Origin of the sequence: Streptomyces kurssanovii (assembly GCF_040677245.1) — a bacterium.
Taxonomy (GTDB): domain Bacteria; phylum Actinomycetota; class Actinomycetes; order Streptomycetales; family Streptomycetaceae; genus Streptomyces; species Streptomyces kurssanovii.
Genome location: NZ_JBFAQK010000025.1, coordinates 1 through 23,708 on the forward strand (window position 1 = coordinate 1; position 23,708 = coordinate 23,708).

Below are 23,708 nucleotides of genomic sequence, written 5' to 3' on the forward strand. Positions count from 1 at the left end.
CGGCATGGCTCCGCCATGCCTCCTTCCTCCGCCTTGCGATCGCACGCACCAGACCCCGCTCGCTGATCCGGCCTGATCCAAACGAAAGGCCCTAGCACCTTCACGAGAGCATGCAACCCCGGTCCACCGTGGGCCCGTACGCGTCCCTGAAGGGTGCCGACTGTGACCAGGGACGTGCCGGTCCCGCTGCTGTGTCCGGCGGCGGAAGCCTGGGGAGGTTCGGCCGGCGTCCCGACCCCCCTCGGTGGGAAATTGTGAGATGTGGGAGCGTGAGCGGGTGAGCACGACGACGACACACACCCTGCAATACCGCGTTGACGGGCCGGAAGACGCCCCGATCCTGGTCTTGGGACCATCTCTCGGTACGACTTGGCACATGTGGGACCGGCAGATCGCCGAGCTCTCCGAGCGGTGGCGGGTGATCCGGTACGACCTGCCCGGCCACGGCGGCGCGCCCGCGCACCCCGCCGCGTCCGTCGGCGACCTCGCGGAGCGGCTGCTCGCCACCCTGGACCAGCTCGGCGTGCAGCGGTTCGGCTACGCCGGCTGCTCGGTCGGCGGCGCGGTGGGCATCGAACTGGCGCTGCGCCACCCGCAGCGCGTGGCGACGCTGGCGCTCGTCGCGGCGTCCCCCCGGTTCGGTACCGCGGACGAGTTCCGCCAGCGCGGAGTCGTCGTCCGCACCAACGGGCTCGACCCGATCGCCCGCAGCGCGCCCGAGCGTTGGTTCACCCCGGCGTTCGCCGCCGCCCAGCCGGCGATCGTCGAGTGGGCCGTGCAGATGGTCCGCACCACCGACCCCGGCTGCTACATCGCCGCCTGCGAGGCACTGGCCGCTTTCGACGTCCGCGCCGGCCTCGGCCGTATCCAGGTCCCCACCCTCGTCGTGGTCGGCTCCGAGGACCAGGTCACCGGGCCCGCGGAGGCCCGCACCCTGGTCGCCGGGATACCGGACGCCCGGCTCGCGCTGGTCCCCGGCGCCTCCCACCTGGCGCCGGTCGAGCAGCCCGCCGCCGTCACGGATCTGCTCGCCCACCACTTCGCCACCGCCTGGCACGACACTCTCGCGGCCTTCCCGGCCCCGTCGGCTCCCGTGACCTCGCCGCCCGTCGCGCCGGTCGCCGAGATCGCGCCCGCCGCCACGGAGCAGCCGCAGGCCACCGGTCCGGGCAGGGCCGACCCGTACCAGGCGGGGATGAAGGTGCGCCGTGAGGTGCTCGGCGACGCGCATGTCGACGACGTGCTGGCCGACGGTGACGACTTCACCGGCGATTTCCAGGAGCTGATCACCCGCTTCGCCTGGGGCGAGGTGTGGACGCGTGAGGGCCTGGACAGACGCATGCGCAGTTGTGTGACGCTGACCGCGCTGGTGGCCGGGGGGCACCTGGAGGAACTGGCCTCGCACACCAGGGCGGCGCTGCGCAACGGCCTGACCCCCTCGGAGATCAGGGAGATCCTGATCCACACGGCCGTCTACTGCGGCGTCCCCGCGGCGAACTCCGCTTTCCGGGTGGCGCAGGCGGTGATACAGGAGGAGACGACGCCCCGGGCGTAGCAGGATGGTGGCATGAGGCTCACCAAGCGGATCCACGCCTGCGTCCAGCTCGAGAAGGACGGGCGGCGTCTGGTCATCGACCCCGGCGGCTTCAGTGAGCAGGACGCCGCCGTGGGGGCCGACATCCTGCTCGTCACGCACGAGCACCCCGACCACTTCGACGAGGGCAGACTGCGCGCGGCGCTCGAGGCGAACCCGTCCGCCCGGCTGTGGACCCTGCGCAGTGTCGCCGAGCGGCTGTCCGCCGCGTTTCCCGGGCGCGTGAGCACCGTGGGGCACGGCGACACCTTCACCGCGGCGGGCTTCGACGTCCAGGTGCACGGCGAGCTGCACGCGGTGATCCATCCGGACATCCCGCGGATCACCAATGTCGGCTACCTGGTGGACGGGTCCGTCTTCCACCCTGGCGACGCGCTCACCGTCCCGGGCCGGCCGGTGGACACGCTGATGCTGCCGGTGCACGCCCCGTGGAACAAGATCTCCGAGGTCATCGACTACGTCCGCGAAGTGGCGCCACGCCGGGCCGTCGACGTCCACGACGCCCTGCTCACGGACCTCGCCCGGCCGATCTACGACCGGCAGATCGGCGAGCTCGGCGGCGCCGGGCACGAGCGACTGGCCGCCGGGCAGACGCTGGAGCTGTGAGGGTCCCGCGGCGGGACCGGACGACTGTCACACCCCGCCGTTAGGCTTTGGGACATGCGTATCGCCACGTGGAACGTCAACTCGATCACCGCCCGGCTGCCCCGGCTGCTGGCCTGGCTGGAGAGCAGCGGCACGGACGTGCTGTGCCTCCAGGAGACCAAGTGCACCGAGGAGCAGTTCCCCGCCGCGGAGCTGCGTGAGCTCGGCTACGAGTCCGCGGTCAACGCCTCCGGCAGGTGGAACGGCGTGGCGGTGATCTCCCGGGTGGGCCTCGACGACATCGTGCGCGGGCTGCCCGGCGCCCCGGACTACGAGGGCGTGCAGGAGCCGAGGGCGATCTCCGCGACCTGCGGGCCCGCCCGCGTCTGGTCGGTCTATGTGCCCAACGGCCGCGAGGTCGCCCACGACCACTACGGCTACAAGCTGCGCTGGCTGGAGGCGTTGTCCGTCGCGGTGACCGAGGACGCCACCGCCGGGCGTCCGTTCGCCGTCCTCGGCGACTTCAACATCGCCCCGACCGACGACGACGTGTGGGACCCGTCCTTCTTCGACGGCATGACGCATGTGACGCCGCCCGAGCGCGCGGCCCTCGAGGCACTGCGCAAGCGCGGGCTGGCCGATGTGGTGCCGCGCCCGCTGAAGTACGAGCACGCCTTCACCTACTGGGACTACCGCCAGCTCTGCTTCCCCAAGAACCGCGGCATGCGCATCGACCTCGTCTACGGCAACGAGCCCTTCACCACGGCGGTCAAGGACAGCTTCGTCGATCGGGAGGAGCGCAAGGGCAAGGGTGCCTCCGACCACGCACCGGTTGTTGTCGATCTCGACATGTGATGTTGGTGGACGCGCGCCCTGTGGTGCGTTCGGGTGCAGGGATGCGAGGCTTTGCAGTATGAACATCCCCTTCTTGGATCACTGGCTGGGACGCCACGGCGAACGTGACAAGGGCGATGCGGCCGCCGCCGGGCACGACCCGGAGCGCGCGGCGGCCATTACCGAGCTGCTGTCGGAGTGCGAACTGCTGCGTTCCAGAGCGGCCCAGGCCGGACTGGAACTGGACGACTCCCCGGGGTCCTTGACCGCGCTGGACCAGCTTCCGCCGCGCTGGCGCGACGATCCGGAGGAGCTTCCCTGGCTGGGGAACGACGCGGGTCTCTACCTCGGCACGGTGATCGTGCGCACCGTGCCCGGGGCGGCCTGGCACATCTGGCCGGGCGGCCATCCGGTGGTGCGGCTCGCCTCCGGACGGGAGATCGGTGTGGTCGAGGCCGGTGTGGAGTGGGCGTTCAACGGGGCTCCGGAGCTTTCGCAGGTGTACGCGGAGGCGTCGGAGGCCTAGATTCCGTATTAGTACGGCTTTTGATCCGCCTGTGCGTGTCGGTTGTGAACCCCCTTGGCGGCCCGGTTAGTTTGCGCTGGCCACGACACACAGCTGAGAGTGGGTAGAGCAGCGTATGGCCGTCGATCCGTTGATCGAGCTGCGCGAGGTCAACAAGCACTTCGGGCAGTTGCACGTACTCCAGGACATCCACCTCACCGTCGGCCGCGGGGAGGTGGTGGTGGTCATCGGCCCGTCGGGCTCCGGGAAGTCGACGCTGTGCCGGGTCATCAACCGGCTGGAGACCGTCGAGTCGGGCGACATCCTGATCGACGGACAGCCCCTCCCGGCGGAAGGCCGTGAGCTCGCGAAGCTCCGGGCGGACGTCGGCATGGTCTTCCAGTCGTTCAACCTCTTCGCGCACAAGACCGTGCTGGCCAATGTCTCGCTCGGCCCGGTCAAGGCCCGAGGCCGCAAGAGGGAGGAGGCGGACCGCCGCTCCCGCGAACTGCTCGAGCGGGTCGGGCTCGCCGACCAGGCGGACAAGTATCCGGCCCAGCTCTCCGGCGGTCAGCAGCAGCGCGTGGCCATCGCCCGCGCGCTCGCCATGGATCCCAAGGTCATGCTCTTCGACGAACCGACCTCGGCCCTCGACCCTGAGATGATCAACGAGGTGCTGGAGGTGATGCAGCAGCTCGCCGCCGAGGGGATGACCATGGTCGTCGTCACCCACGAGATGGGCTTCGCCCGCTCCGCCGCGAACCGGGTCGTCTTCATGGCCGACGGCCGCATCCTCGAGGACCGGTCCCCGGACGACTTCTTCACGCGCCCGGAGACCGACCGCGCCAAGGACTTCCTCTCCAAGATCCTCAAGCACTGATGGGGCCGCCCGCACCGATGGGGCCGTTCACGGAACACAGGGAACACCGGGTCCGGACCCGTCCGCACGGCGCAAGGAGATGCCGCGTGCGGACGGGCTCGACCGGGAACGCCGCTGCCGAAAGCTCCCCGAGCCCCCTAGCGGGCGCGAGCGGGCCGGCGCAGTGGCGCATGGAGCACCACTCGGCCCCTGCTTGAGTGAGGGGCCCAGCCGGCAGCGGCCGGTGATCACTTCTGGCGCAGCGGGACCGAGAGGTACGACGGGTCGGCCGCGGGCGAGGAGAAGGTCAGCTGCGCGCCGGTCGGGTTGTGCTCGATGTAGAGCGGGTCGACGGTGTCGACGACCACGGCGAGACGGTGGCCGGCCGGTACGTCGTAGGCGGTGGAGTACAACTCCAGGTCGACGGCGAACGGCTGACCCGGCGTCCTGCCGTGGAACGTGTACGGCGCGTTCGCGACCAGCTTGCCGAGGCCGAGCGGGCCCACGTCGTAGAGGTACGCGACGAGGGTGCCGCTCCCCTTGGTGCTCGTGACCGTGGTGTGCAGCTTCGCGGTGCCGCGCACCTGCTGCTCGGTCCCGTACCGCTCGGACCGCCACACGGCTGTGACGGAGCGCGGCAGCAGCGGGATCGACGCCATGGGGGGCAGCTCGGCGAACTGGTCGAGCAGGCTGGAGAGGAAGATGAGCCCCCCGTTCGCCCCGGAGTCGACGCCGGTGCGGATCTGCTGCGTCCCGCCGAGACCGATCTTCTTCCGGTCCGCGCCCACCGACTTCCAGTCGGGGTAGTTCTCGTAGACGCCTCCCGAACGGGTCTTGATGCGTACGGGCTGCTCACGGTCCACGCCGTTGTCGGCGCCCTTGAGGTGGTGGTCCAGCCACCGGTGGGCGCTGGTCCAGGTGTCGTTGGGCAGCCCGAGCAGGCCGGTGCCCTCGGTCGTGGCGTGGTCGCCGGGGCGGAACTCCAGGCGCTTGGGGCCGCTGAGCCGCTCGTAGAAGTCGGCGTACTGGTTGGGCGGGAAGAGCGAGTCGCCCCACGCGTTGCCGAGCATGATCGCGGCGCCGTTGGCGTTGATCTCGTCGACGTAGCTCGCGGGGGAGCGCTTGCGCCCCCACTCGATCATCTCCTGCTCCTTGGCCAGATCGGAGGTCAGGAAGGCGGTCATGATCTGCTGGAGCTCGGCGCTGGGGCGGCCCGTGAGATGGCCGGCGCCGCTGAGCAGGGCAGCGGCCTGCAGATGCTGCGTGCGGCCGCTGTAGATGGAGTCGATGAGGTCCGCCCAGCCGCTGAGCGCGGCAACCGCCTTGATGCGCTTGTCCTTCGCGGAGGCGAGCAGACTGATGCCGGCGCCGTAGGAGACGCCCGCCATGCCCACCCTGTCCGGGTCGGCCGGGGTGTTGGCCAGCGCCCAGTCGATCACCTTGGACGCGTCGGCGATGTCGGGCGGTCCGGCAGTCTCGATCTCGCCGCCGGACTGCCAGAAGCCGCGGGAGTTGTAACTCACCACCACGTAGCCGGAGTCGGCGAGCTTCTTCGCCTGGGCGAGGTACTCGATCTGCGGCATCGCCCAGCTGGTGGGCAGCACGACGAGGGGATACGTCCGCCGGCCGTCGGCGCCGGCCGGTGTGACGACGTTGGCCTTCAGCACGATCCCGCCGTCACCCTCGATGTCGACGAAGCGGACGTCGGGGGAGGTGGTGGCGGCGCTGTTCCGCGGGGTCGCGGCCGGGGCGGCCGGGAGGGCGGAGGGGGCCGCGGCGGTGGCGGAACCGGCGAGCAGCGCGGCCGAGACCGTACCGATGGCGGTGGTGCGCAGAGCCTTGCGAGGAAGTCCCACAGGTCACTCCTGACTCATCTGTCCCAACGAAGTGACCCGACGGTAAGGTCGCGGAGCTACCCGAGGTAACTCCCCGGTAAGTTACGCCACCGTAACAATTGCTGGACGTTGTGTCAGCGGGATGCGCGGCAGTCTCCGAAGGGACCGGCTCGAACGGACGTCTGCGGCACCGCTAACATGCGCGCCCATGACTGACGACGTACGCAACATCGTGCTCGGTGTGCTGGCCGCGGGAATCAGTGCCGCGATCGGCTGGCTCGCCCGCACCTACCTCTGGCGCCGCCGGCTGCGGCGCAAGCAGGGCTTCTTCGGCCTGCCCGGGAACTCGGAGTCCCTGCTCGTCGTCAACCGCGAGGCGGGCCGCGACGGTTCGGTGCACCGCTTCGACGTCTTCGCGCTGCTGGAACTGTCCGCGCTCATCAAGGACTGCGGGGCGAACGCGCAGATCGTCTGGCACGACACGGCCCAGCAGGGTTTCGGCGAGCGCACGGAGTTCTGCGTGGGCGGGCCGGTGTCGAACCGCCGTATGGCAGCTCACCTGCACTCCATGCTGCCCGGGGTGAAGGTGAACACCGACCCCGAACCGGGGCCGGACCAGGGCGCGTTCCAGATCGGCTCCGAGCGCTACCGCATGGAGCCCGGCGCGGCCGAGTACGTGCTGCTCGCACGCCTGACCGCGGGTGAGGACGCCCGGCCCGTGTTCCTGTTCTGCGGGCAGCGCGCCATCACCAACCAGGCGGCCACCCGCTACCTGGCCCGGCACCACGAGAAGCTCGCCCGCAAGCACGGCAACGGTTCCTTCTGCCTGCTGCTCAAGGTGGTCAACTCGCAGGCGTACGGCCCCGATGTGGTCGAGCTGGTCGCCGACGTGACCAGGCCGGCCCGCACCGCCGTGCCGCAGGCGCGCAGCTCGCACCGGGCGGCCGGCTGAGCCGGCGACGCGCCCGTCGGCACCCACGACTCCCGCCCCGGGAACCGTTACGCTGCGCCGACACCGGCTGACTGGAGGTACGAATGCGTCGCTCCGCCGCACGGAAAGTATCGGTCGTGGCCCTTGCCGCGGCCGTCGTCTCGATCGGCGCCGCAGCACCGCCCACGCCCCCCACCGCCCCTCCCACGACACCACCCGCCAAGACCCCGGTGGCCGTCGGCCACGGCGGGGCGGTCGCGAGCGTCGACGCCGACGCCTCGGCGGCTGGCATCGAGGTGCTCCGCAACGGCGGCAACGCCGTCGACGCGGCGGTGGCGACCGCCGCGGCGCTCGGCGTGACGGAGCCGTACTCCGCCGGCATCGGCGGCGGTGGCTACTTCGTCCACTACGACGCCAGGACCCGTACGGTGCACACGGTCGACGGCCGGGAGACCGCCCCGCGTTCGGCCGACGCCTCCCTCTTCCTCGAGAACGGCACGCCCGTACCGTTCGCGGAGGCCGTGACCAGCGGCCTCGGCGTCGGCACGCCCGGCACCCCCGCCACCTGGGACACCGCCCTCGAGGAGTGGGGCAGCCGCCCGCTGGGCGAACTGCTGAAGCCCGCGGAGCGCCTGGCGGAACACGGGTTCACCGTCGACGACACCTTCCGCTCGCAGACCGCGGCCAACGAGGCGCGCTTCCGTGACTTCCCCGCCTCCGCCGAGCTGTTCCTGCCCGACGGGCGTCTCCCGGTCGTCGGATCGGTCATCAGGAACCCCGACCTGGCCCGCACCTACAAGGAACTCGGCAGAAAGGGCGCCGGCGCGCTCTACGAGGGCGCCCTCGCCAGGGACATCGTCGACACCGTGCGCAACCCGCCCGTCGACGAGGACGCCACCCGGGTGGTCCGGCCCGGCGACCTGACGAAGCATGACCTGCGGGCGTACGAGACGGTGCGCCGTGAACCGGCGAAGGTGTCGTACCGGGGCCTCAACGTCTACGGCATGCCCCCGTCCTCCTCGGGCGGCACCAGCGTCGGCGAGGCGCTCAACATCCTGGAGCGCACCGACCTGGCGGACGCCTCCCCGGAGCGGTATCTGCACCGGTTCATCGAGGCGAGCCGCATCGCGTTCGCCGACCGGGGGCGATGGGTCGGCGACCCGGCGTTCGAGGACGTGCCGACCGCCGGTCTGCTGTCCCAGCGATTCGCCGACTCGCGGGAGTGCCTGATCAAGGACGACGCGGTGCTCACCAGTCCGCTGGCGCCGGGCGACCCGCGCCGGCCCGAGCGCTGCGGGTCGGCGGGCGCGGCGGCCCCGACGACGTACGAGGGCGAGAACACCACCCATCTGACGACTGCCGACAAATGGGGCAACGTCGTCGCCTACACGCTCACCATCGAGCAGACCGGCGGCAGCGGCATCACCGTCCCCGGGCGCGGCTTCCTGCTCAACAACGAGTTGACCGACTTCTCCTTCCGGCCGGCCGACCCCGCGGTCCACGACCCGAACCTGCCCGGCCCCGGCAAGCGGCCGCGTTCGTCCATTTCGCCCACGATCGTGCTCGACCATCACGGGCGTCCCGTGCTGGCGCTCGGCTCACCGGGCGGCGCGACCATCATCACGACGGTCCTTCAGACCCTGACGGGCCATCTGGACCGCGGACTGCCGCTGGTGGACGCGATCGCGGCGCCCCGGGCCAGCCAGCGCAACCAGCCGACGACCGAGCTCGAACCGGCCCTGTGGAACAGCCCGTTGAGGCAGCGTCTTGAGGCCGTCGGGCACGAGTTCCGGCTGAACCAGGAGATCGGCGCCGCGACGGGCGTCCAACGGCTGCCGGACGGCCGGTGGCTCGCGGCGGCCGAGAAGCAACGGCGCGGCGGCGGCTCCGCGATGGTGGTCCGCCCGTCCCGCTGACGAGGCCCGGGAACGCCCCGGCGGGTAACCCGTCCGGCGGTGCGGCTGTGGCTGTTCGCGCATGTACGGGTAGGGAGCCTTTCGAACAGAAAGGCTCCCTGTGCGCATTCGAAACACCGCTCTCACTGTGGCAGTCGGTTCGGTCCTGCTCGGCACGGCGGCGCTCCCGGCGGCGGCTCAGCCCGGCCCCGTGCCACCGCCGCCCGCGCCGGGCCACTACCGCACGGCACCCGCGGCGGGTGTCGATGCGGCAGCGCTGCTGGCCGAGGTGGAGCACTGCAACCGGATCTCCAAGGGCGACTACAGCACCGACCGGGGCAGGGCGGCGAACATCCCCGTCTGCGAGCACGACGGGGCCGTCTTCTGGCAGGCGGACATGGACATCGACTGCGACGGCCGGCGCAGCGCGCGGTGCAACAGCCGCACCGATCCCTCGTTCCAGCCGACCACGGCCTTCACCGGCTCGGACGGGAAGTATCTCGACGCGGCGGAGTTGCCGTTCGTGGTCGTGCCGGCCCCCGGCCCGGTCTGGAACTACTGGGCGTCGGGCATCCGCGGCGGTTCCGCCGCCGCGATCGTCCACGACGGCAAGGTCGTGTACGGGGTGGTCGGCGACACCGGGCCGAGCGGGATCATCGGCGAGGCGTCCTACGCGGCGGCGGAGGCGCTCGGGATCGATCCGGACCCGGCGACGGGCGGCGTCCCCTCCGGAGTCACCTACATCGTCTTCAAGGACTCGCAGGTGTCACCGATCGAGAGCCGTGCCGCGGCGGAGGAGCTGGGCGGGGAACTGGCCCGGCGGTTCGTCGGCGGAGGCTGACGGGACGGGTCGGCTCGGGGACGTGGGCGCCGGCCGCTTCGAGCGCCACGGGGGTGGTCAGGCCTCTGCCCCCCCCGGGAGTGGTATTTGAATACCGGTATTGGAATACCGGCATTAGAATGGGCACATGGTGCGCACCCCTCTCACCGCCGAAGAGCGCGAACGCGGCGAACGGCTCGGCCGGCTCCTCCGACAGGCGCGCGGCGACCGCAGCATGGTCGAGGTGGCCGCCGTCGCGGGCATCTCCCCGGAGACACTGCGCAAGATCGAGACGGGACGGGCCCCCACTCCGGCCTTCTTCACCGTCGCCGCGCTGGCCGTGGCCCTCGGCCTGTCGATGGACGAGCTCGCCGTCCACTGTGCACCGGGCTCCGTGCCGGTGCCGGTGCCGGCGCCCTGGCCGGTACCGGCGGCCTGAGCCGGCGGACGGGGGCGTAGTCTCGCGGGCGTGAGTGCCGAGATGTTCGCCAGCGCCAGGTACGTCAGTGTCACCACGTTCCGCAAGGACGGGACCGGAGTGGCCACACCCGTGTGGTTCGCGGTGGACGGCGGTGAGTTGTTCCTCTGGACCCGCACGGACTCGTGGAAGGTCAAGCGCCTGCGCAACGACAGCCGGGTCGTCGTGACCGTCTGCGACGTACGGGGCAAGATCGAGGAGGGCGCCCCCACCGCGGAGGGAACCGCCCGTCTCCTGGACGGGGCCGAGCTGGGCGTGGTCCGCCGGCTTCTGTCACGCAAATACACCTGGCAGTTCTGGGCCGTCGACTGGCCGGCGATGATCGTGCGACTGGGCAAGCGCCCGCACACCGGTATCGCGGTCACTTTCTGAAAAGGCGCCGTAGCAGCCCTGTAACACCCCTGCGGTCGAATGCCTGCGGTGCCCTCGGAGCGGAGGGCTCCATTCGGCAGCGGGGCAGGGGCGGCGATGACGGTGCATCAACTCCCGGCGGAAATCGGGATGTTCGCGCGGTACTTCGGGGAGCTGGTGGAGCGGCTCGACCCGGCCGGGGGCTGGTACGCGATCTTCCTGTGGCGTGACCCGGAGGGCATGCGGGCCTGCCTCGACGGCAGCGAGATCCCGCCCTGGGACGTGGTCGAGTCCCTGCTGCACGATCTGCCCGCGCGGGACGCGGCGGAGTCCGCGCGGGCGGCCGGACTGCACGCGGCGGCCGCCGCCGCGCACGACCGGCTGCCGGGCGGTCGTGAAAGGCTGGCGGAGCGGGTCGAGTTCATGAGCCGGGAGCGTCTGCGCGCACAGGGCCGGGCCGAGGAGCTTCTGCGGCTGCTGGCCGGGTGCGCACAGGGCTCGGCCGAGGCGGAACGTCTCACCCATGAGCTGGCGTGGACCAGGGACGACCACCGCCGGGCGGTGCGCCGCCTCACGGAACTGAACGCCCGCCTGGGCGACTTCGCCGCGAGCGGTCCCGGCCCGGGTCCTGGCAACGGTCCCGGCCCGGCCGCTCCCGGCCCGGCCGGACCCGGCCCGGCCGGACCCGGACGCGGTCCCGCGTACGGCCCGGGCCAGGATTCCGCTGCCGCGTACGGTCCCGCTTCCGCGTACGGCCCGGGCGGGGGTTCCGCTCCCGGGGACGGTCCGGGTCCCGGCCCGGGCCAGGGTGCCGCTCCCGGCCCGGGCCGGGGTCCCGCTCCTGCGTACGGTCCCGGTCCCGGGGACGGCTCGGGTCCTGCTTCTGCGTACGGTCCCGGTCCCGGGGACGGCCCGGGTCCCGGCCCGGGCCAGGTTCCCGGTCCCGGGGACGGTCCTGGCCAGGTTACCGATCCCTGGGACGGCTCGGGTCCTGCTCCTGCGTACGGTCCCGCCTCCGCGTACGGCCCGGGCGGGGGTTCCGCTCCCGGGGACGGCCCGCGTGCCGCTCCTGCGTACGGTCCCGGTCCCGGGGACGGTCCCGTTTCTGCACACCGGCCCGGTCCCGAGCGTGGCCCCCGTCCTGCGGATGCCGTCGCCGGGAGGCAGTCCCCGGAGCCGCGGCCGCCCCAGGATGCGGCGCCACCCGCGCACGTCCCGCAGGGCGACGGGAAGAAGCGCGGCGCGGGGAAGAAGCGCCGTCCTCGCGGCGGCGCCCGGTTCGCCGGCATGGAGGACGCGGGGGACGACGCCGTCGCCGTGCCCCTGCTGCCGGTCGCGGGCGACGTGCCGCGCGGGGCCCGCTACGGCGGCGCCGCCGCCGCCGAGGCCGCCCCGGAGGCGCTGCCTGTGCCGGAGGGCGCGTACCGCGCCGCCAGGGACACCGTCGCCGCGCTCGGCCGGCTGCGCGCCGAGGGCCGCGGCGGCGAGGCGCATGCCCTGATCTGCGAGGCCGCCGCGCGGCCCGCGGCCTGGCTGCCGGCGCTCGCCGACGAACTGAACCGCTCCGGGCCGGCGGCGGACTGGGCCACCCTGCTCTGGGAGGTGGCGTCGCAGCCGGCCTTACGGCTCGCCGCCGCCGCGGAGGCGCTCGTCGCGGCGGGCCGGGGCGACGACGGCGGGCAGTTGCTGCGCCAGGGCGTGTTCCGTTCCGCCGACGAGATCGCGGACGCCGTCCTCACGCTCGAGGAGGCGGGTACGCCGCACCGCGCCCGTACCCTGCTGGCCGCGTTCGTCCAGGTCCGCACCGCCGCGGACACCGCGGCCTGCGTGGCACGGGACCCCGCCCGACTGGTGCCGATGCTGCTCGACGCCGCCCGGGACGTCTCGCCGGCCAGGGAGCGGGACGTCGTCCACGCACTGCGCGTGGCCGGACACCTCCGCGGCTGAAAATGATCGATGTCGACCGCTCGGGTGCGAAACAAGATCGACTCAGCGGGTTCACGACGATGGTCTTGCCCCCGTGTGTGACGAGGCTTACGTTCTCCTCCTACGCACTGTGTCTACGTGCGTAGAAGCTCTCGGACGTCCTGTCGAAGGAGCAGCTCATGGCCACTGTCGTACGCGCCGCACTCGTCCAGGCCACCTGGACCGGCGACACCGAATCCATGATCGCCAAACATGAGGAACACGCCCGGGAGGCGGCCCGGCAGGGCGCCAAGGTCATCGGCTTCCAAGAGGTCTTCAACGCCCCCTACTTCTGCCAGGTCCAGGACCCCGAGCACTACCGCTGGGCGGAGCCGGTTCCGGACGGTCCGACGGTCCGGCGGATGCAGGAGCTCGCTCGCGAGACCGGCATGGTGATCGTGGTCCCGGTCTTCGAGGTCGAGGGCGCGGGCTTCTACTACAACACCGCCGCCGTGATCGACGCCGACGGCAGCTACCTGGGCAAGTACCGCAAGCACCACATCCCCCAGGTCAAGGGCTTCTGGGAGAAGTACTACTTCAGGCCCGGCAACGCCGGCTGGCCCGTGTTCGACACCGCGGTCGGCAAGGTCGGCGTCTACATCTGCTACGACCGCCACTTCCCGGAGGGCTGGCGGCAACTGGGGCTGGCCGGAGCCCAGTTGGTGTACAACCCGTCCGCCACGCACCGCGGACTGTCGTCCTACCTGTGGCAGCTGGAGCAGCCCGCCGCCGCCGTCGCCAACGAGTACTTCGTCGCCGCCATCAACCGCGTCGGCATCGAGGAGTACGGCGACAACGACTTCTACGGCACCAGCTACTTCGTCGACCCGCGCGGCCAGTTCGTCGGCGACGTCGCCAGCGACAAGGAGGAGGAGCTCGTCGTACGGGACCTCGACTTCGACATGATCGAGACGGTGCGGCAGCAGTGGGCGTTCTACCGCGACCGCCGGCCCGACGCCTACGAGGGGCTGGTGCAGCCGTGACCGACCTCTACGAGCGGCACCGTGCCGTCATCCCCGACTGGGTGGCGCTCTACTACAAGCAGCCGATCGAGATCACCCATGGCGAAGGACGCCATGTGTGGGACGCGGACGGCAACCGCTACCTGGACTTCTTCGGCGGCATCCTCACCACCATGACCGCGCACGCTCTGCCCGAGGTCACCAAGGCGGTGAGCGAGCAGGCGGGACGGCTCATCCACTCCTCCACGCTCTACCTCAACCGCCCCATGGTGGAGCTCGCGGAACGGATCGCCGCCCTGTCCGGCATCCCGGACGCCCGCGTCTTCTTCACCACCTCCGGCACGGAGGCCAACGACACCGCTCTGCTGCTGGCGACCGGCCACCGCCGCTCCAACCAGATCCTGGCGATGCGCAACAGCTACCACGGCCGCTCGTTCTCCGCGGTCTCGATCACCGGCAACCACGCCTGGTCGCCGACCAGCCTCTCGCCGCTCCAGACGCTGTACGTGCACGGAGGTGTCCGCAGCCGCGGCCCCTTCGCCCACCTCTCCGACGCCCGGTTCATCGAGGCGTGCGTCGCCGACCTCGAGGACCTCCTCGGCCACACCCATGACGTGGCCGCGCTGATCGCGGAGCCTGTGCAGGGCGTCGGCGGCTTCACCTCACCGCCCGACGGTCTGTACGCCGCCTTCCGTGAGGTCCTGGACCGGCACGGCATCCTGTGGATCTCCGACGAGGTGCAGACCGGCTGGGGCCGCACCGGCGAGCACTTCTGGGGCTGGCAGGCCCACGGCCGGAGTGGTCCGCCCGACATCCTCACCTTCGCCAAGGGCATCGGCAACGGCATGTCCGTGGGCGGCGTCGTCGCCCGCGCCGAGATCATGAACTGCCTCGACGCGAACTCGATCTCCACCTTCGGCGGCAGCCCCGTCACCATGGCCGCCGGCGTCGCCAACCTCTCGTACCTCCTGGAGCACGACCTCCAGGGCAACGCCCGCCGGGTCGGCGGCCTGCTGATCGAGCGGCTGCGCGGCATCGCGGCGAGCGTGCCCGCGGTGCGGGAGGTACGGGGCCGGGGACTCATGATCGGCATCGAGCTGGTCAGGCCGGGCACCGACGAGGCGGACCCGCAGGCGGCGGCGACCGTCCTCGAGGCGGCCCGCGAGGGCGGGCTGCTGATCGGCAAGGGCGGCGGCCACAGCACCAGCGTCCTGCGCATCGCCCCGCCGCTCTCCCTGACCGTCGCGGAAGCGGAAGAGGGCGCCCAGGTCCTCGAACGCGCCCTGCGCAGCCTGTAGTTGCCACGCGACCGCCGCCCTTTCCCACGCGAGGAGACCATGAGCAACCGGACCCTGATCCGCGGCGGACTCGTCGTGACCGCCGCCGACGAGATGCACGCCGACGTGCTCGTCGAGGACGGCCGCATCGCCGCGCTCGCCGCGCACAACTCGCCCGTCTCGCAGACGTGGACGGCGGCCCGCACCATCGACGCGACCAACAAGTACGTCCTGCCGGGCGGCGTCGACGCCCACACCCATATGGAGCTGCCGTTCGGCGGGACCTTCGCCTCCGACACGTTCGAGACGGGCACCCGCGCCGCCGCCTGGGGCGGCACGACCACCATCATCGACTTCGCCGTTCAGTCGGTGGGGCGGGCACTGCGGGAGGGCCTCGACGCCTGGTACGCCAAGGCCGACGGCAACTGTGCCATCGACTACGGCTTCCACATGATCCTCTCCGACGTCAACGAGCAGTCGCTGAAGGAGATGGACCTGCTGGTGGAGGAGGGCATCACCTCCTTCAAACTCTTCATGGCCTACCCCGGCGTCTTCTACAGCGACGACGGACAGATCCTGCGCGCGATGCAGCGCTCCGCCGTCAACGGCGGCCTGATCATGATGCACGCGGAGAACGGCATCGCCATCGACGTGCTGGTCGAGCAGGCGCTCGCCGAGGGCCGCACCGATCCGCGGTACCACGGCGAGGTCCGCAAGGTCCTGCTGGAGGCGGAGGCCACCCATCGGGCCATCCAGCTCGCCCGCGTCGCCGGCGCCCCGCTGTACGTGGTGCACGTCTCCGCGGAGGAGGCCGTGGCGGAGCTCGCCACCGCCCGCGACAAGGGACTGCCCGTCTTCGGCGAGACCTGTCCGCAGTACCTCTTCCTGTCCACCGACAACCTCGCGGAGCCGGACTTCGAGGGCGCCAAGTACGTCTGCTCCACACCGCTCAGGCCGCGCGAGCACCAGGCGGCACTGTGGCGGGGCCTGCGCACCAACGACCTCCAGGTGGTCTCCACCGACCACTGCCCCTTCTGCTTCACCGGGCAGAAGGACCTCGGCCGGGGCGACTTCTCCAAGATCCCCAACGGGCTCCCGGGCGTGGAGAACCGCATGGACCTCCTCCACCAGGCCGTCGTCGACGGGCACATCAGCCGCCGCCGCTGGATCGAGATCGCCTGCGCAACGCCCGCCAGGATGTTCGGCCTCTACCCGAAGAAGGGCACCATCGCCCCCGGCGCCGACGCCGACATCGTCATCTACGACCCGCACGCCGAACAGACCCTGTCCGTCCGGACACACCACATGAACGTCGACTACTCGGCGTACGAGGGCAAACGGATCACCGGTCAGGTGGAGACCGTGCTGTCCCGGGGCGAAGTGGTCATCGACGGGCGGACGTTCACCGGTCGCGCCGGCCACGGCGTGTACACCCCCCGCTCCACCTGCCAGTACCTGAACTAGGAGGCCATGCCGTGGACTTCGGACTCGTCCTGCAGACCGACCCGCCCGCGTCCGCGGTCGTCGGACTGATGCGGCGCGCGGAACGCAACGGCTTCCGCTACGGCTGGACCTTCGACTCCGCGGTGCTGTGGCAGGAGCCGTTCGTCATCTACAGCCGCATCCTGGAACACACGACCAAACTCACCGTCGGCCCCATGGTGACCAACCCAGGCACCCGCACGTGGGAGGTGACCGCCTCCACGTTCGCCACCCTCAACGAGATGTACGGCAACCGCACGGTGTGCGGCATCGGGCGCGGTGACTCCGCCATGCGGGTGGCCGGACGCAGCCCCAACACCCTCGCCAGGCTCGGCGAGGCGATCGACGTGATCCGCGACCTCGCGGAAGGGCGCGAGACCGTCGTCGACGGCCAGCCGCTGCGGATCCCGTGGGTGAGGGACGGGAAGCTGCCGGTGTGGATGGCGGCGTACGGGCCCAAGGCCCTGGCTCTCGCCGGGCGGAAGGCCGACGGCTTCATCCTCCAACTGGCCGACCCGTATCTGACGGAGTGGATGGTGAAGGCCGTGCGCACCGCGGCCGCCGACGCCGGACGCGACCCGGCCTCCGTCACCGTCTGCGTCGCGGCGCCCGCGTACGTGAGCGACGACCTGGCACACGCCCGGGAGCAGTGCCGGTGGTTCGGCGGGATGGTGGGCAACCATGTCGCGGACCTCGTCTCCCGCTACGGCGAGCACTCCGAGATGGTCCCGGAGGCTCTCACCGCCTACATCAAGGGGCGGCACGGCTACGACTACAGCCACCACGGCCGTGCCGGCAATCCGTCCACCGATTTCGTCCCCGACGAGATCGTCGACCGCTTCTGCCTGCTCGGGCCGGCCGAGGCGCACATCGAGAAGCTCCAGGCGCTGCGCGACCTGGGCGTCGACCAGTTCGCGCTCTACAACATGCACGACGCGAAGGAAACGACGATCGACGCGTACGGCGCGGAGATCATCCCGGCACTGAACCGCTGACCTCCTCCGAAGGGCCCTCGCCGCCATGACCGCGACCGTCCCGCCCGTCCCGTCAGAAGAACCGATACAGGACCCGGCGGGACGCGTCGAACTCCCGCCGGGCACCACCCTCGCGGACAGCCGTTTCGTCAACGACGACCTGCTGCCCGTGCCGGTCGCACGCCGCCGGTGGACCACCTACAACTTCGCCGCCCTGTGGGTCGGCATGGCCCACAACATCCCCTCCTGGCTGCTCGCCTCCGGGCTCGTCGCGCTCGGCATGGACTGGAAGCAGGCGGTGTTCACCATCGCCCTGGCCAACGTCATCGTGCTGCTGCCGATGCTGCTGACCGGCCACGCCGGCCCCAAGTACGGCATCCCCTTCCCCGTGCTCGCCCGCGCCTCGTTCGGGCTGCGCGGCGCGAACCTGCCCGCGATGATCAGGGCCGCGGTGGCCTGCGCCTGGTTCGGCATCCAGACCTGGATCGGCGGGCAGGGCATCTTCGTCCTGCTCGGCAAGATCTTCGGCGGCTGGGCGGAGGCCGCCCAGGTCGGCGGGCAGCCGTGGACGCTGTGGGTCTGCTTCGTCCTCTTCTGGGCGCTGGAACTCGCCATCATCTACCGGGGGATGGAGGCGCTGCGTCGGTTCGAGAACTGGGCCGCGCCGTTCGTCATCGTCGGCGCGGTGGTGCTGCTGGTGTGGGTCACCGCCAAGGCGGGCGGTGTCGGCCCGCTGCTCGACCAGCCGTCGAAGCTGGGCTGGGGCGCGGACTTCTGGCCGGTCTTCTTCCCGTCCCTGATGGGGATGATCGCCTTCTGGGCGACCCTCTCGCTGAACATCCCCGACTTCACCCGGTTCGGGGCGGGCCAGCGCGCACAGATCTGGGGCCAGACGCTGGGCCTGCCCACCACGATGACGCTGTTCGCGCTGCTGTCGGTGTTCGTCACGTCCGGGTCGCAGGCGGTGTACGGGGCCGCCGTGTGGGACCCGGTCGCGCTCGCGGCCAAGACCGACAACGTCTTCGGTCTGCTCTTCGCCCTGGTCACCGTGCTCGTCGCGACGATCTCGGTGAACATCGCGGCCAACGTGGTGTCACCGGCGTACGACCTGGCGAACCTGGCGCCCAAGTTCATCAACTTCCGTACCGGCGCGCTCATCACCGGCGTCGTCGGCGTGCTGATCATGCCGTGGAAGCTGACCGAGACGCCCGAGCTGTACATCTTCACCTGGCTGGGGCTCGTCGGCGGGCTGCTGGGCACCGTCGCCGGCATCCTCATCGCCGACTACTGGCTCGTGCGCCGGACCGTCCTCGACCTGACCGCGCTGTACACGCCCGGCGGCGCGTACTGGTACACCTCGGGCTGGAACCTGCGTGCCGTGGCCGCCTTCGCGGTCGGCGGGGTGCTCGCTGTCGGCGGCTCGCACTCGGCCCCGGGCAAGGGCCCGTTCCCGGAGGACGGCCTGATCCCGTTCCTGCGGCCCCTCGCGGACTACGGCTGGGCGGTGGGTCTCGCGGCCTCGCTCGTGCTGTACGTGGTGCTCATGCGGGTCGGCGGACCGCCGCGACCAGCGGCGCGAGGGCGCTGACCAGCCGCGACTCACGCCGCCCGGCGGGCGCCGTGCACGGTGACCCTCCTCCTCGACAGGGGGAGACCGTGGCGACGCCCACCGGCAACGCCGCCGCGTCAGCGGCGGTCGCGCTGGGCCGCGACCACCTCGCGCAGAGTCCGCTCGCCCGGTCCGCCGCGCTGGAGACGCTCGGCGAAGCCGGGGAACTGGCCCCCGATCGCGCTCAGCAGCCGCATCTCGATCGGAGCCACGTTGACCTCCGCGACGTCACGTTCCACGGCCCGCACGACGCCGTCCACGACCTGACGCGGCGACACCGTCCGTATGCCCGCCGGGGGCTTCGCGCCGGTCACGGCGAACATGCCGGCGTCCCGTACGAAACCGGGCTGGACGATCGACACGCCGACGCCCGTGCCGTGCAGATCCTGGCGCAGCCCCAGAGCGAAGCCGCGCAGGCCGAACTTGCTGCCGCTGTAGAGCGACATCGACCTCGTGGTCACCTTCCCCGCGAGGGAGCCGACGAAGGCGAGGTGGCCGCCGCCGGCGTCGACCATGGAGGGGGCGAGCAGCCGGGCGAGCATGGCGGGGGCGCGCAGGTTGACGGCGAAGGCGCGGTCCATCTGTTCGGGAGTCCAGTCCAGCAGATCGCCGCTACCGGGCAGGGCGGCGTTCGATATGAGGATGTCCGTGCCGGCGGCTTCGGCGGCGAGCCGTTCCACATCGGCCGCGTCGGCCAGATCGGCGACCACCGTACGGGCGCCGTAGCGCTCCGCCAGCGGTCCGAGAGCGTCGGCGCGCCGACCGCTGACGGTCAACTTGGCACCAAGGGAAGCTAGTCCGGCCGCGAGCGCGCCACCTAGACCGCCGGTCGCCCCGGTGAGCAGAACGCTTGCTCCGCTGATCCGCATCTGGTTACCCTCCAGTCCTGTTCGTTCGAACGAACAATAGGGAGGCAGGTGCGGCGTGTCCAGAGAAGAGATGGGCGAACTGACCGGATATCACGGGGCGTTGGAAGCAGGAGACACGACGTCGGAGGCGCTCGTCGCGGAGACTCTCGCCCGCATCGAGGCAACCCGTAGCAGTATCAACGCCTTCAGGACCGTCCGGGGTGAACAGGCACTCGAGGAGGCGCGGGACGCGGACCGGAGGCTCGCGGCGGGGGAGAGGCTGCCGCTGCTCGGGGTGCCGATCGCCGTCAAGGACGACACCGATGTCTCCGGGGTCCCCACCTACTTCGGCTGCCCCGGCGACCTCCCGCCGGCCACGGCCGACGGCGAGGCCGTACGCAGGCTCCGGGCCGCCGGAGCGGTCATCGTCGGAAAGACCAACTCCTGCGAACTCGGCCAGTGGCCCTTCACGGAGGGCCCCGCCTTCGGTGCCACCCGCAACCCCTGGTCCACCGCCCACACCCCGGGTGGTTCCTCCGGCGGCTCGGCGGCCGCCGTCGCCGCCGGGCTCGTGCCCGCCGCCCTCGGTTCCGACGGCGCCGGTTCCATCCGCATCCCCGCCGCCTGGACCCATCTCGTCGGCATCAAGCCCCAGCGCGGCCGGGTCTCCGTCCACCCCTATACCGACTGCTTCCAGGGCCTCACCGTCAACGGCCCCCTCGCGCGGACCGTCGCAGACGCGGCGCTGCTGCTGGACGCGGCCTCCGGAGCGCACCCCGGCGAGCGGTACCACCCGGAGGCCATCGACGCCTCGGCCGCCGCCCGTCGCGAACCGGGCAGGTTGCGCATCGCGCTCGCCCTGCGCCCGCCGCTCACCCTCACCGGCACCCGCCCCCACCCCGAGGTGCGCCGGGCGGTCGCCGCGCTCGCCGAGACGCTCGCGAAACTCGGGCACGACGTCGAAGAGGCCCGCCCCCGCTACGGCCTCATCGGCCTGAGCTTCCTGCCCCGCGCCGCCACCGGCATCGCCGAGTACGCCGACCGGCACCCCGACCCGTCGCTCCTCGACCCGCGCACCCGCGCCTCCACCCGCTCCGGCCACCGGCTCGGCGGACGCGTCGTGCGCGCCGCCCGCGCCCGTGAGGCCGCGCAGCAGAGCAGGATCGGCGCCTTCTTCGACCAGTACGACGTCCTGCTCACCCCCAGCACGGCGACGCCACCCCCGCCCGTCGGCGCCTTCGACGGAAAGTCCGCCGGGGCCACGGACATCGGCATCGCCGCCGCCTGCCCCTACGCCTGGCCGTGGAACGTCCTCGGCTGGCCCGGCGTCGCCGTCCCGGCCGGGCTCACCGGCGACGGACTGCCGGTCGGGGCCCAACTGCTCGGCCCCGAAGGCACCGAGGAACGCCTGATCTCCCTCGCCGCCCAGCTCGAGGCGGAGCTGCGCTGGTACGAGAAGCGCCCGCCCACCCACGTGACCAGCGGAAGTGCCCCGATGGGACAATGAGGGCCATGCCCACCGCCGCCCGTTCCGCGCCCACCAGGCAGCGCATCATAGAAGCCGTCCTGCACATCATCGGCAGGGACGGGGTGGCCGCGGTGACCAATCGCCGGATCGCCAAGGAGGCGGGCGTGTCGCTCGGCTCCGTCACGTACCACTTCGCGACGCAGCACGAACTGCTGCGCGAGAGCCTGCTGCACTTCGTACGGGACGAGACCCGCCGCTTCACCGAGATGGCCGACGAGTGCCGGAGCGACGGTATCGACATCGCGGGCGCCGCGGCCCTCGCCGGCCAGGTGGCGGGCGGCACCGGTTTCGACAGCGGGCACATCGCGACGTTCGAGCTGTACGTCGAGGCAGGCCGGGACGAGCGGCTGCGGGAGGCGGCGGCGGAGGCGTTCGCCGCGTACGACCGGCTCGCCACGCAGATCCTGACCGGGCTGGGTGTCCCGGACGCGGAGGGCCTCGCGGCGACGACGGTGGCGCTGGTGATGGGCCTTCAGCTCCGCCGGCTCGCCACGGGAAGTCCGGCGGAGGACCTGGTGGACGCGCTGCTGCTGCTCGCGCGTGGTGCCGTCGCCCCCGGGACGCTCAGCCGTCCCGGCGGGCAGTGACCACCCACACGCCCGCGCTCAACAGGACGCCCCGGTCCGTCTCGTAGGGCCGCAGGGCGGCACGCATGGCGTCCAGGGTCTCCTCGGGGACCTCGGCGCGCGGTCCGCGCGAGACGTAGAAGTCCACGGCGTCCCCGGCGTCCCGCCCCCAGCAGGTGGGCGCGTCGACCGGTGTGACGGCGACCGACCCGAACGCGGCCTGCTCCAGTACCTTCCGGGTCCGGTCGGGGTCCGCCAGGGAGGCCATGGCCGTGGCGAGGTCGGCCTTCGTGGACGGCTGCGGGGCGGGGACACGCGGGGAGGACGCGGTCAACAGGGACGCCAGCAGGCCGAGGACGCGACCCTCCTCCCCGTCCGGGGCGGCCGGCCGCGGGCAGACGAACGCCAGCCGCCCGCCCGGCCGCAGGGACCGGCCGATGTTCGCGAACGCGGCGGTGTGGTCGGCGAAGAACATCACTCCGCCCCGGCTGATCGCCACGTCGTGGCGGCCGGCCGGGAACGGGTGCACCTGGGCGTCGCCCCACTCGTAGGAGACGTTCTTGATGCCCGCGGACACCGACCGCGCCCGCGCCAGCATCGGCTCCGAGATGTCGACGCCGACCACGTGCCCGCGTGCGGCAAGCCGTGCGGCACGCCGCGTCGTCGACCCGCTGCCGCATCCGACGTCCAGGACGCGGTCCCGTTCCCCGATCCCCGCCGCCGCGAACAGCGCCTCGTCGAAGGATGCGAGCATCCCGTCGTAACGCTCGTGGTGGTCCGCCCAGTGCTGCCCGACCGGGCCGTTCCACGCGTCGGCCTGACCGGTGTTCACGATCGTGCTCACAGCTGCTCCTCGATCCGTTCGACGGCGGTGATCGCCCCGTACGCGGTCAGATGGACCAGGCAGTGGTCCGTGTGCTGCGGCGTGCGCCAGGCCCGCACGTCCTCCTCGGTGATCCGGTACGGGGCGAGGGCCGCGAGCAGCGCCAGCCGGGCCCCGGGGCGCTCCTCGCGGCCGGGCAGCCAGCCGGCCGACAGCGGCGGATGGGCGACGCCGTCATGGGCGGCCACCGTCCTGCGCACCAGCGCCCGGTCGTCCTCCGACAGCAGCCCGGCGCCCATGAGCGCCGCCTCACGCAGCGCCCCGTACGCCGTGCCGACGGGCGTGCCCGCCGCCCACGCCGGCTCGGCGCCGGAGGTCAGCAGAAGCTCCAGGCTGTCACCCGGCCGCAGTCGCCGGCGTACCGTGCGGGCGAGGGAACGGCCCGCCGCGCTGCGCACCAGCCGGTACTTCTGCGCACCGCCGGGCAGCATGTTCTCGTTCAGCAGCGCCGAGACGATCCGGTTGATGAAGTGGAACGCGAGCGCGGTCCCCAGGTGTTCGGGGGTCTGCTCCGCGGGGAACGGCCGCGATCCGCGGATGTCCTTGCCCCAGGCCAGCAGCCGCCGGTGCGCCGGGTCGGCGGGCTCCTTGCCGCGTGCGATCGTCTCGGCGAGCGCGTGGTCGCCGGTGGCATGCAGCAGGACGGTGTGCGCGTCGACGCAGAACGGGCAGCGGTTGGCCAGTGACACACCCGCGGCGACGACCTCCTTGTCCGTCCGGGAGACCCCGCCGGCCAGCAGGGACTCCCGCAGCAGTGCCCACGCGCCGGTCAGCAGCGGGGGAGAGTCGGACAGCACCACGAACGTCGCGGCCCGCTCGATGCCGAAGTCGCGGGCGAGTTGGGCGTACACGTCGGCGGTCACGCCGGTGGCCGCGGAGGTCGGCGGAGGATCGGTGAAGCGGAAGGCTCTGGTCATGCCCCGATGC

At 71.9% G+C, this 23,708-nt stretch carries 22 protein-coding genes; 18 read left to right on the top strand and 4 right to left on the bottom strand.

Going from position 1 to position 23,708, the window contains the following annotated elements; genetic code table 11:
• Positions 1-259: 259 nt before the first annotated feature.
• The 5 genes from pcaDC (at position 260) to AB0K36_RS19040 (ending at position 4,398) form a co-directional block, all read left to right on the top strand.
• A complete protein-coding gene (pcaDC, locus tag AB0K36_RS19020) occupies positions 260-1,555 on the top strand; it encodes a bifunctional 3-oxoadipate enol-lactonase/4-carboxymuconolactone decarboxylase PcaDC (protein ID WP_364595465.1) in 1,296 nt (431 codons plus the stop codon).
• A gap of 12 nt (positions 1,556-1,567) precedes the next feature.
• On the top strand, positions 1,568-2,200 hold the full coding sequence (locus tag AB0K36_RS19025) for an MBL fold metallo-hydrolase (RefSeq protein ID WP_364595468.1): 633 nt from the start codon (positions 1,568-1,570) through the stop codon (positions 2,198-2,200).
• Positions 2,201-2,254: 54 nt separating this feature from the next.
• Entirely contained in the window at positions 2,255-3,034 is a 780-nt protein-coding gene (locus AB0K36_RS19030; RefSeq protein WP_364595471.1) for an exodeoxyribonuclease III, read from the top strand.
• Between the two features lie 58 nt (positions 3,035-3,092).
• On the top strand, positions 3,093-3,539 hold the full coding sequence (locus tag AB0K36_RS19035) for a DUF6278 family protein (protein ID WP_189464432.1): 447 nt from the start codon (positions 3,093-3,095) through the stop codon (positions 3,537-3,539).
• A 115-nt stretch (positions 3,540-3,654) separates the two neighbouring features.
• Positions 3,655-4,398: an amino acid ABC transporter ATP-binding protein gene (locus AB0K36_RS19040; RefSeq protein WP_189464433.1), complete on the top strand. Its 744-nt coding sequence runs from the start codon at positions 3,655-3,657 to the stop codon at positions 4,396-4,398.
• Positions 4,399-4,625: 227 nt separating this feature from the next.
• Here the strand turns inward: AB0K36_RS19040 and AB0K36_RS19045 are convergent, their stop codons facing one another.
• A complete protein-coding gene (locus tag AB0K36_RS19045; RefSeq protein WP_364595475.1) occupies positions 4,626-6,233 on the bottom strand; it encodes a CocE/NonD family hydrolase in 1,608 nt (535 codons plus the stop codon).
• Positions 6,234-6,420: 187 nt separating this feature from the next.
• Between AB0K36_RS19045 and AB0K36_RS19050 the strand changes: the two genes are divergently transcribed.
• The 11 genes from AB0K36_RS19050 (at position 6,421) to AB0K36_RS19100 (ending at position 18,935) form a co-directional block, all read left to right on the top strand.
• Positions 6,421-7,164, top strand: a complete 744-nt coding sequence (locus tag AB0K36_RS19050) for a hypothetical protein (RefSeq protein ID WP_364595478.1) — start codon at positions 6,421-6,423, stop codon at positions 7,162-7,164.
• Positions 7,165-7,247: 83 nt separating this feature from the next.
• On the top strand, positions 7,248-9,059 hold the full coding sequence (ggt, locus tag AB0K36_RS19055; protein WP_364595481.1) for a gamma-glutamyltransferase: 1,812 nt from the start codon (positions 7,248-7,250) through the stop codon (positions 9,057-9,059).
• Between the two features lie 100 nt (positions 9,060-9,159).
• Positions 9,160-9,879, top strand: a complete 720-nt coding sequence (locus tag AB0K36_RS19060) for a glycoside hydrolase family 75 protein (protein WP_364595484.1) — start codon at positions 9,160-9,162, stop codon at positions 9,877-9,879.
• Positions 9,880-10,006: 127 nt separating this feature from the next.
• Positions 10,007-10,297 (top strand): helix-turn-helix domain-containing protein, encoded by a 291-nt coding sequence (locus AB0K36_RS19065; RefSeq protein ID WP_364595487.1) that lies wholly within the window; start codon positions 10,007-10,009, stop codon positions 10,295-10,297.
• Positions 10,298-10,327: 30 nt separating this feature from the next.
• Complete coding sequence (locus tag AB0K36_RS19070) at positions 10,328-10,708, top strand: PPOX class F420-dependent oxidoreductase (RefSeq protein ID WP_364595490.1); 381 nt, start codon at positions 10,328-10,330, stop codon at positions 10,706-10,708.
• A gap of 96 nt (positions 10,709-10,804) precedes the next feature.
• A complete protein-coding gene (locus AB0K36_RS19075; RefSeq protein WP_364595493.1) occupies positions 10,805-12,634 on the top strand; it encodes a hypothetical protein in 1,830 nt (609 codons plus the stop codon).
• 158 nt (positions 12,635-12,792) lie between these two features.
• Entirely contained in the window at positions 12,793-13,635 is an 843-nt protein-coding gene (locus AB0K36_RS19080) for a nitrilase-related carbon-nitrogen hydrolase (RefSeq protein ID WP_364595496.1), read from the top strand.
• Positions 13,632-14,912 (top strand): aspartate aminotransferase family protein, encoded by a 1,281-nt coding sequence (locus AB0K36_RS19085; protein ID WP_364595499.1) that lies wholly within the window; start codon positions 13,632-13,634, stop codon positions 14,910-14,912. Before AB0K36_RS19080 ends, AB0K36_RS19085 begins: the two co-directional genes overlap by 4 nt.
• A gap of 39 nt (positions 14,913-14,951) precedes the next feature.
• Positions 14,952-16,355, top strand: a complete 1,404-nt coding sequence (hydA, locus tag AB0K36_RS19090; protein WP_364595502.1) for a dihydropyrimidinase — start codon at positions 14,952-14,954, stop codon at positions 16,353-16,355.
• An 11-nt stretch (positions 16,356-16,366) separates the two neighbouring features.
• A complete protein-coding gene (locus tag AB0K36_RS19095; protein ID WP_364595505.1) occupies positions 16,367-17,368 on the top strand; it encodes a TIGR03842 family LLM class F420-dependent oxidoreductase in 1,002 nt (333 codons plus the stop codon).
• Between the two features lie 25 nt (positions 17,369-17,393).
• Positions 17,394-18,935, top strand: a complete 1,542-nt coding sequence (locus AB0K36_RS19100; RefSeq protein WP_364595508.1) for an NCS1 family nucleobase:cation symporter-1 — start codon at positions 17,394-17,396, stop codon at positions 18,933-18,935.
• 98 nt (positions 18,936-19,033) lie between these two features.
• On the opposite strand, the gene AB0K36_RS19105 is transcribed toward AB0K36_RS19100, so the two are convergent.
• On the bottom strand, positions 19,034-19,825 hold the full coding sequence (locus AB0K36_RS19105) for an SDR family NAD(P)-dependent oxidoreductase (protein ID WP_364595510.1): 792 nt from the start codon (positions 19,823-19,825) through the stop codon (positions 19,034-19,036).
• Between the two features lie 70 nt (positions 19,826-19,895).
• Between AB0K36_RS19105 and AB0K36_RS19110 the strand changes: the two genes are divergently transcribed.
• Together AB0K36_RS19110 and AB0K36_RS19115 are read left to right on the top strand one after the other, a co-directional pair.
• Positions 19,896-21,311 carry an amidase gene (locus AB0K36_RS19110; RefSeq protein WP_364595671.1) on the top strand — a complete coding sequence of 472 codons (1,416 nt, stop codon included), beginning with the start codon at positions 19,896-19,898 and terminating at the stop codon, positions 21,309-21,311.
• Positions 21,312-21,316: 5 nt separating this feature from the next.
• Positions 21,317-21,919: a TetR/AcrR family transcriptional regulator gene (locus tag AB0K36_RS19115; RefSeq protein ID WP_364595513.1), complete on the top strand. Its 603-nt coding sequence runs from the start codon at positions 21,317-21,319 to the stop codon at positions 21,917-21,919.
• On the opposite strand, the gene AB0K36_RS19120 is transcribed toward AB0K36_RS19115, so the two are convergent.
• Positions 21,897-22,742, bottom strand: coding sequence for a class I SAM-dependent methyltransferase (locus AB0K36_RS19120; RefSeq protein WP_364595516.1), 846 nt, complete (start codon positions 22,740-22,742; stop codon positions 21,897-21,899). The genes AB0K36_RS19115 and AB0K36_RS19120 overlap by 23 nt on opposite strands.
• Entirely contained in the window at positions 22,739-23,698 is a 960-nt protein-coding gene (locus AB0K36_RS19125) for a carboxymuconolactone decarboxylase family protein (RefSeq protein WP_364595519.1), read from the bottom strand. The genes AB0K36_RS19120 and AB0K36_RS19125 overlap by 4 nt, the downstream gene beginning before the upstream one ends.
• Positions 23,699-23,708: the final 10 nt, after the last annotated feature.

Bases quoted from the DNA above. Each gene is read 5' to 3' on its own strand.
- AB0K36_RS19075 (WP_364595493.1), top strand. From the start codon at position 10,805: ATGACGGTGCATCAACTCCCGGCGGAAATCGGGATGTTCGCGCGGTAC.
- AB0K36_RS19030 (WP_364595471.1), top strand. From the start codon at position 2,255: ATGCGTATCGCCACGTGGAACGTCAACTCGATCACCGCCCGGCTGCCC.
- AB0K36_RS19100 (WP_364595508.1), top strand. From the start codon at position 17,394: ATGACCGCGACCGTCCCGCCCGTCCCGTCAGAAGAACCGATACAGGAC.
- AB0K36_RS19125 (WP_364595519.1), bottom strand. From the start codon at position 23,698: ATGACCAGAGCCTTCCGCTTCACCGATCCTCCGCCGACCTCCGCGGCC.
- AB0K36_RS19110 (WP_364595671.1), top strand. From the start codon at position 19,896: ATGGGCGAACTGACCGGATATCACGGGGCGTTGGAAGCAGGAGACACG.
- pcaDC (WP_364595465.1), top strand. From the start codon at position 260: ATGTGGGAGCGTGAGCGGGTGAGCACGACGACGACACACACCCTGCAA.
- AB0K36_RS19025 (WP_364595468.1), top strand. From the start codon at position 1,568: ATGAGGCTCACCAAGCGGATCCACGCCTGCGTCCAGCTCGAGAAGGAC.
- hydA (WP_364595502.1), top strand. From the start codon at position 14,952: ATGAGCAACCGGACCCTGATCCGCGGCGGACTCGTCGTGACCGCCGCC.
- AB0K36_RS19035 (WP_189464432.1), top strand. From the start codon at position 3,093: ATGAACATCCCCTTCTTGGATCACTGGCTGGGACGCCACGGCGAACGT.
- AB0K36_RS19115 (WP_364595513.1), top strand. From the start codon at position 21,317: ATGCCCACCGCCGCCCGTTCCGCGCCCACCAGGCAGCGCATCATAGAA.
- AB0K36_RS19050 (WP_364595478.1), top strand. From the start codon at position 6,421: ATGACTGACGACGTACGCAACATCGTGCTCGGTGTGCTGGCCGCGGGA.
- AB0K36_RS19065 (WP_364595487.1), top strand. From the start codon at position 10,007: ATGGTGCGCACCCCTCTCACCGCCGAAGAGCGCGAACGCGGCGAACGG.
- AB0K36_RS19105 (WP_364595510.1), bottom strand. From the start codon at position 19,825: ATGCGGATCAGCGGAGCAAGCGTTCTGCTCACCGGGGCGACCGGCGGT.
- AB0K36_RS19040 (WP_189464433.1), top strand. From the start codon at position 3,655: ATGGCCGTCGATCCGTTGATCGAGCTGCGCGAGGTCAACAAGCACTTC.
- AB0K36_RS19080 (WP_364595496.1), top strand. From the start codon at position 12,793: ATGGCCACTGTCGTACGCGCCGCACTCGTCCAGGCCACCTGGACCGGC.
- ggt (WP_364595481.1), top strand. From the start codon at position 7,248: ATGCGTCGCTCCGCCGCACGGAAAGTATCGGTCGTGGCCCTTGCCGCG.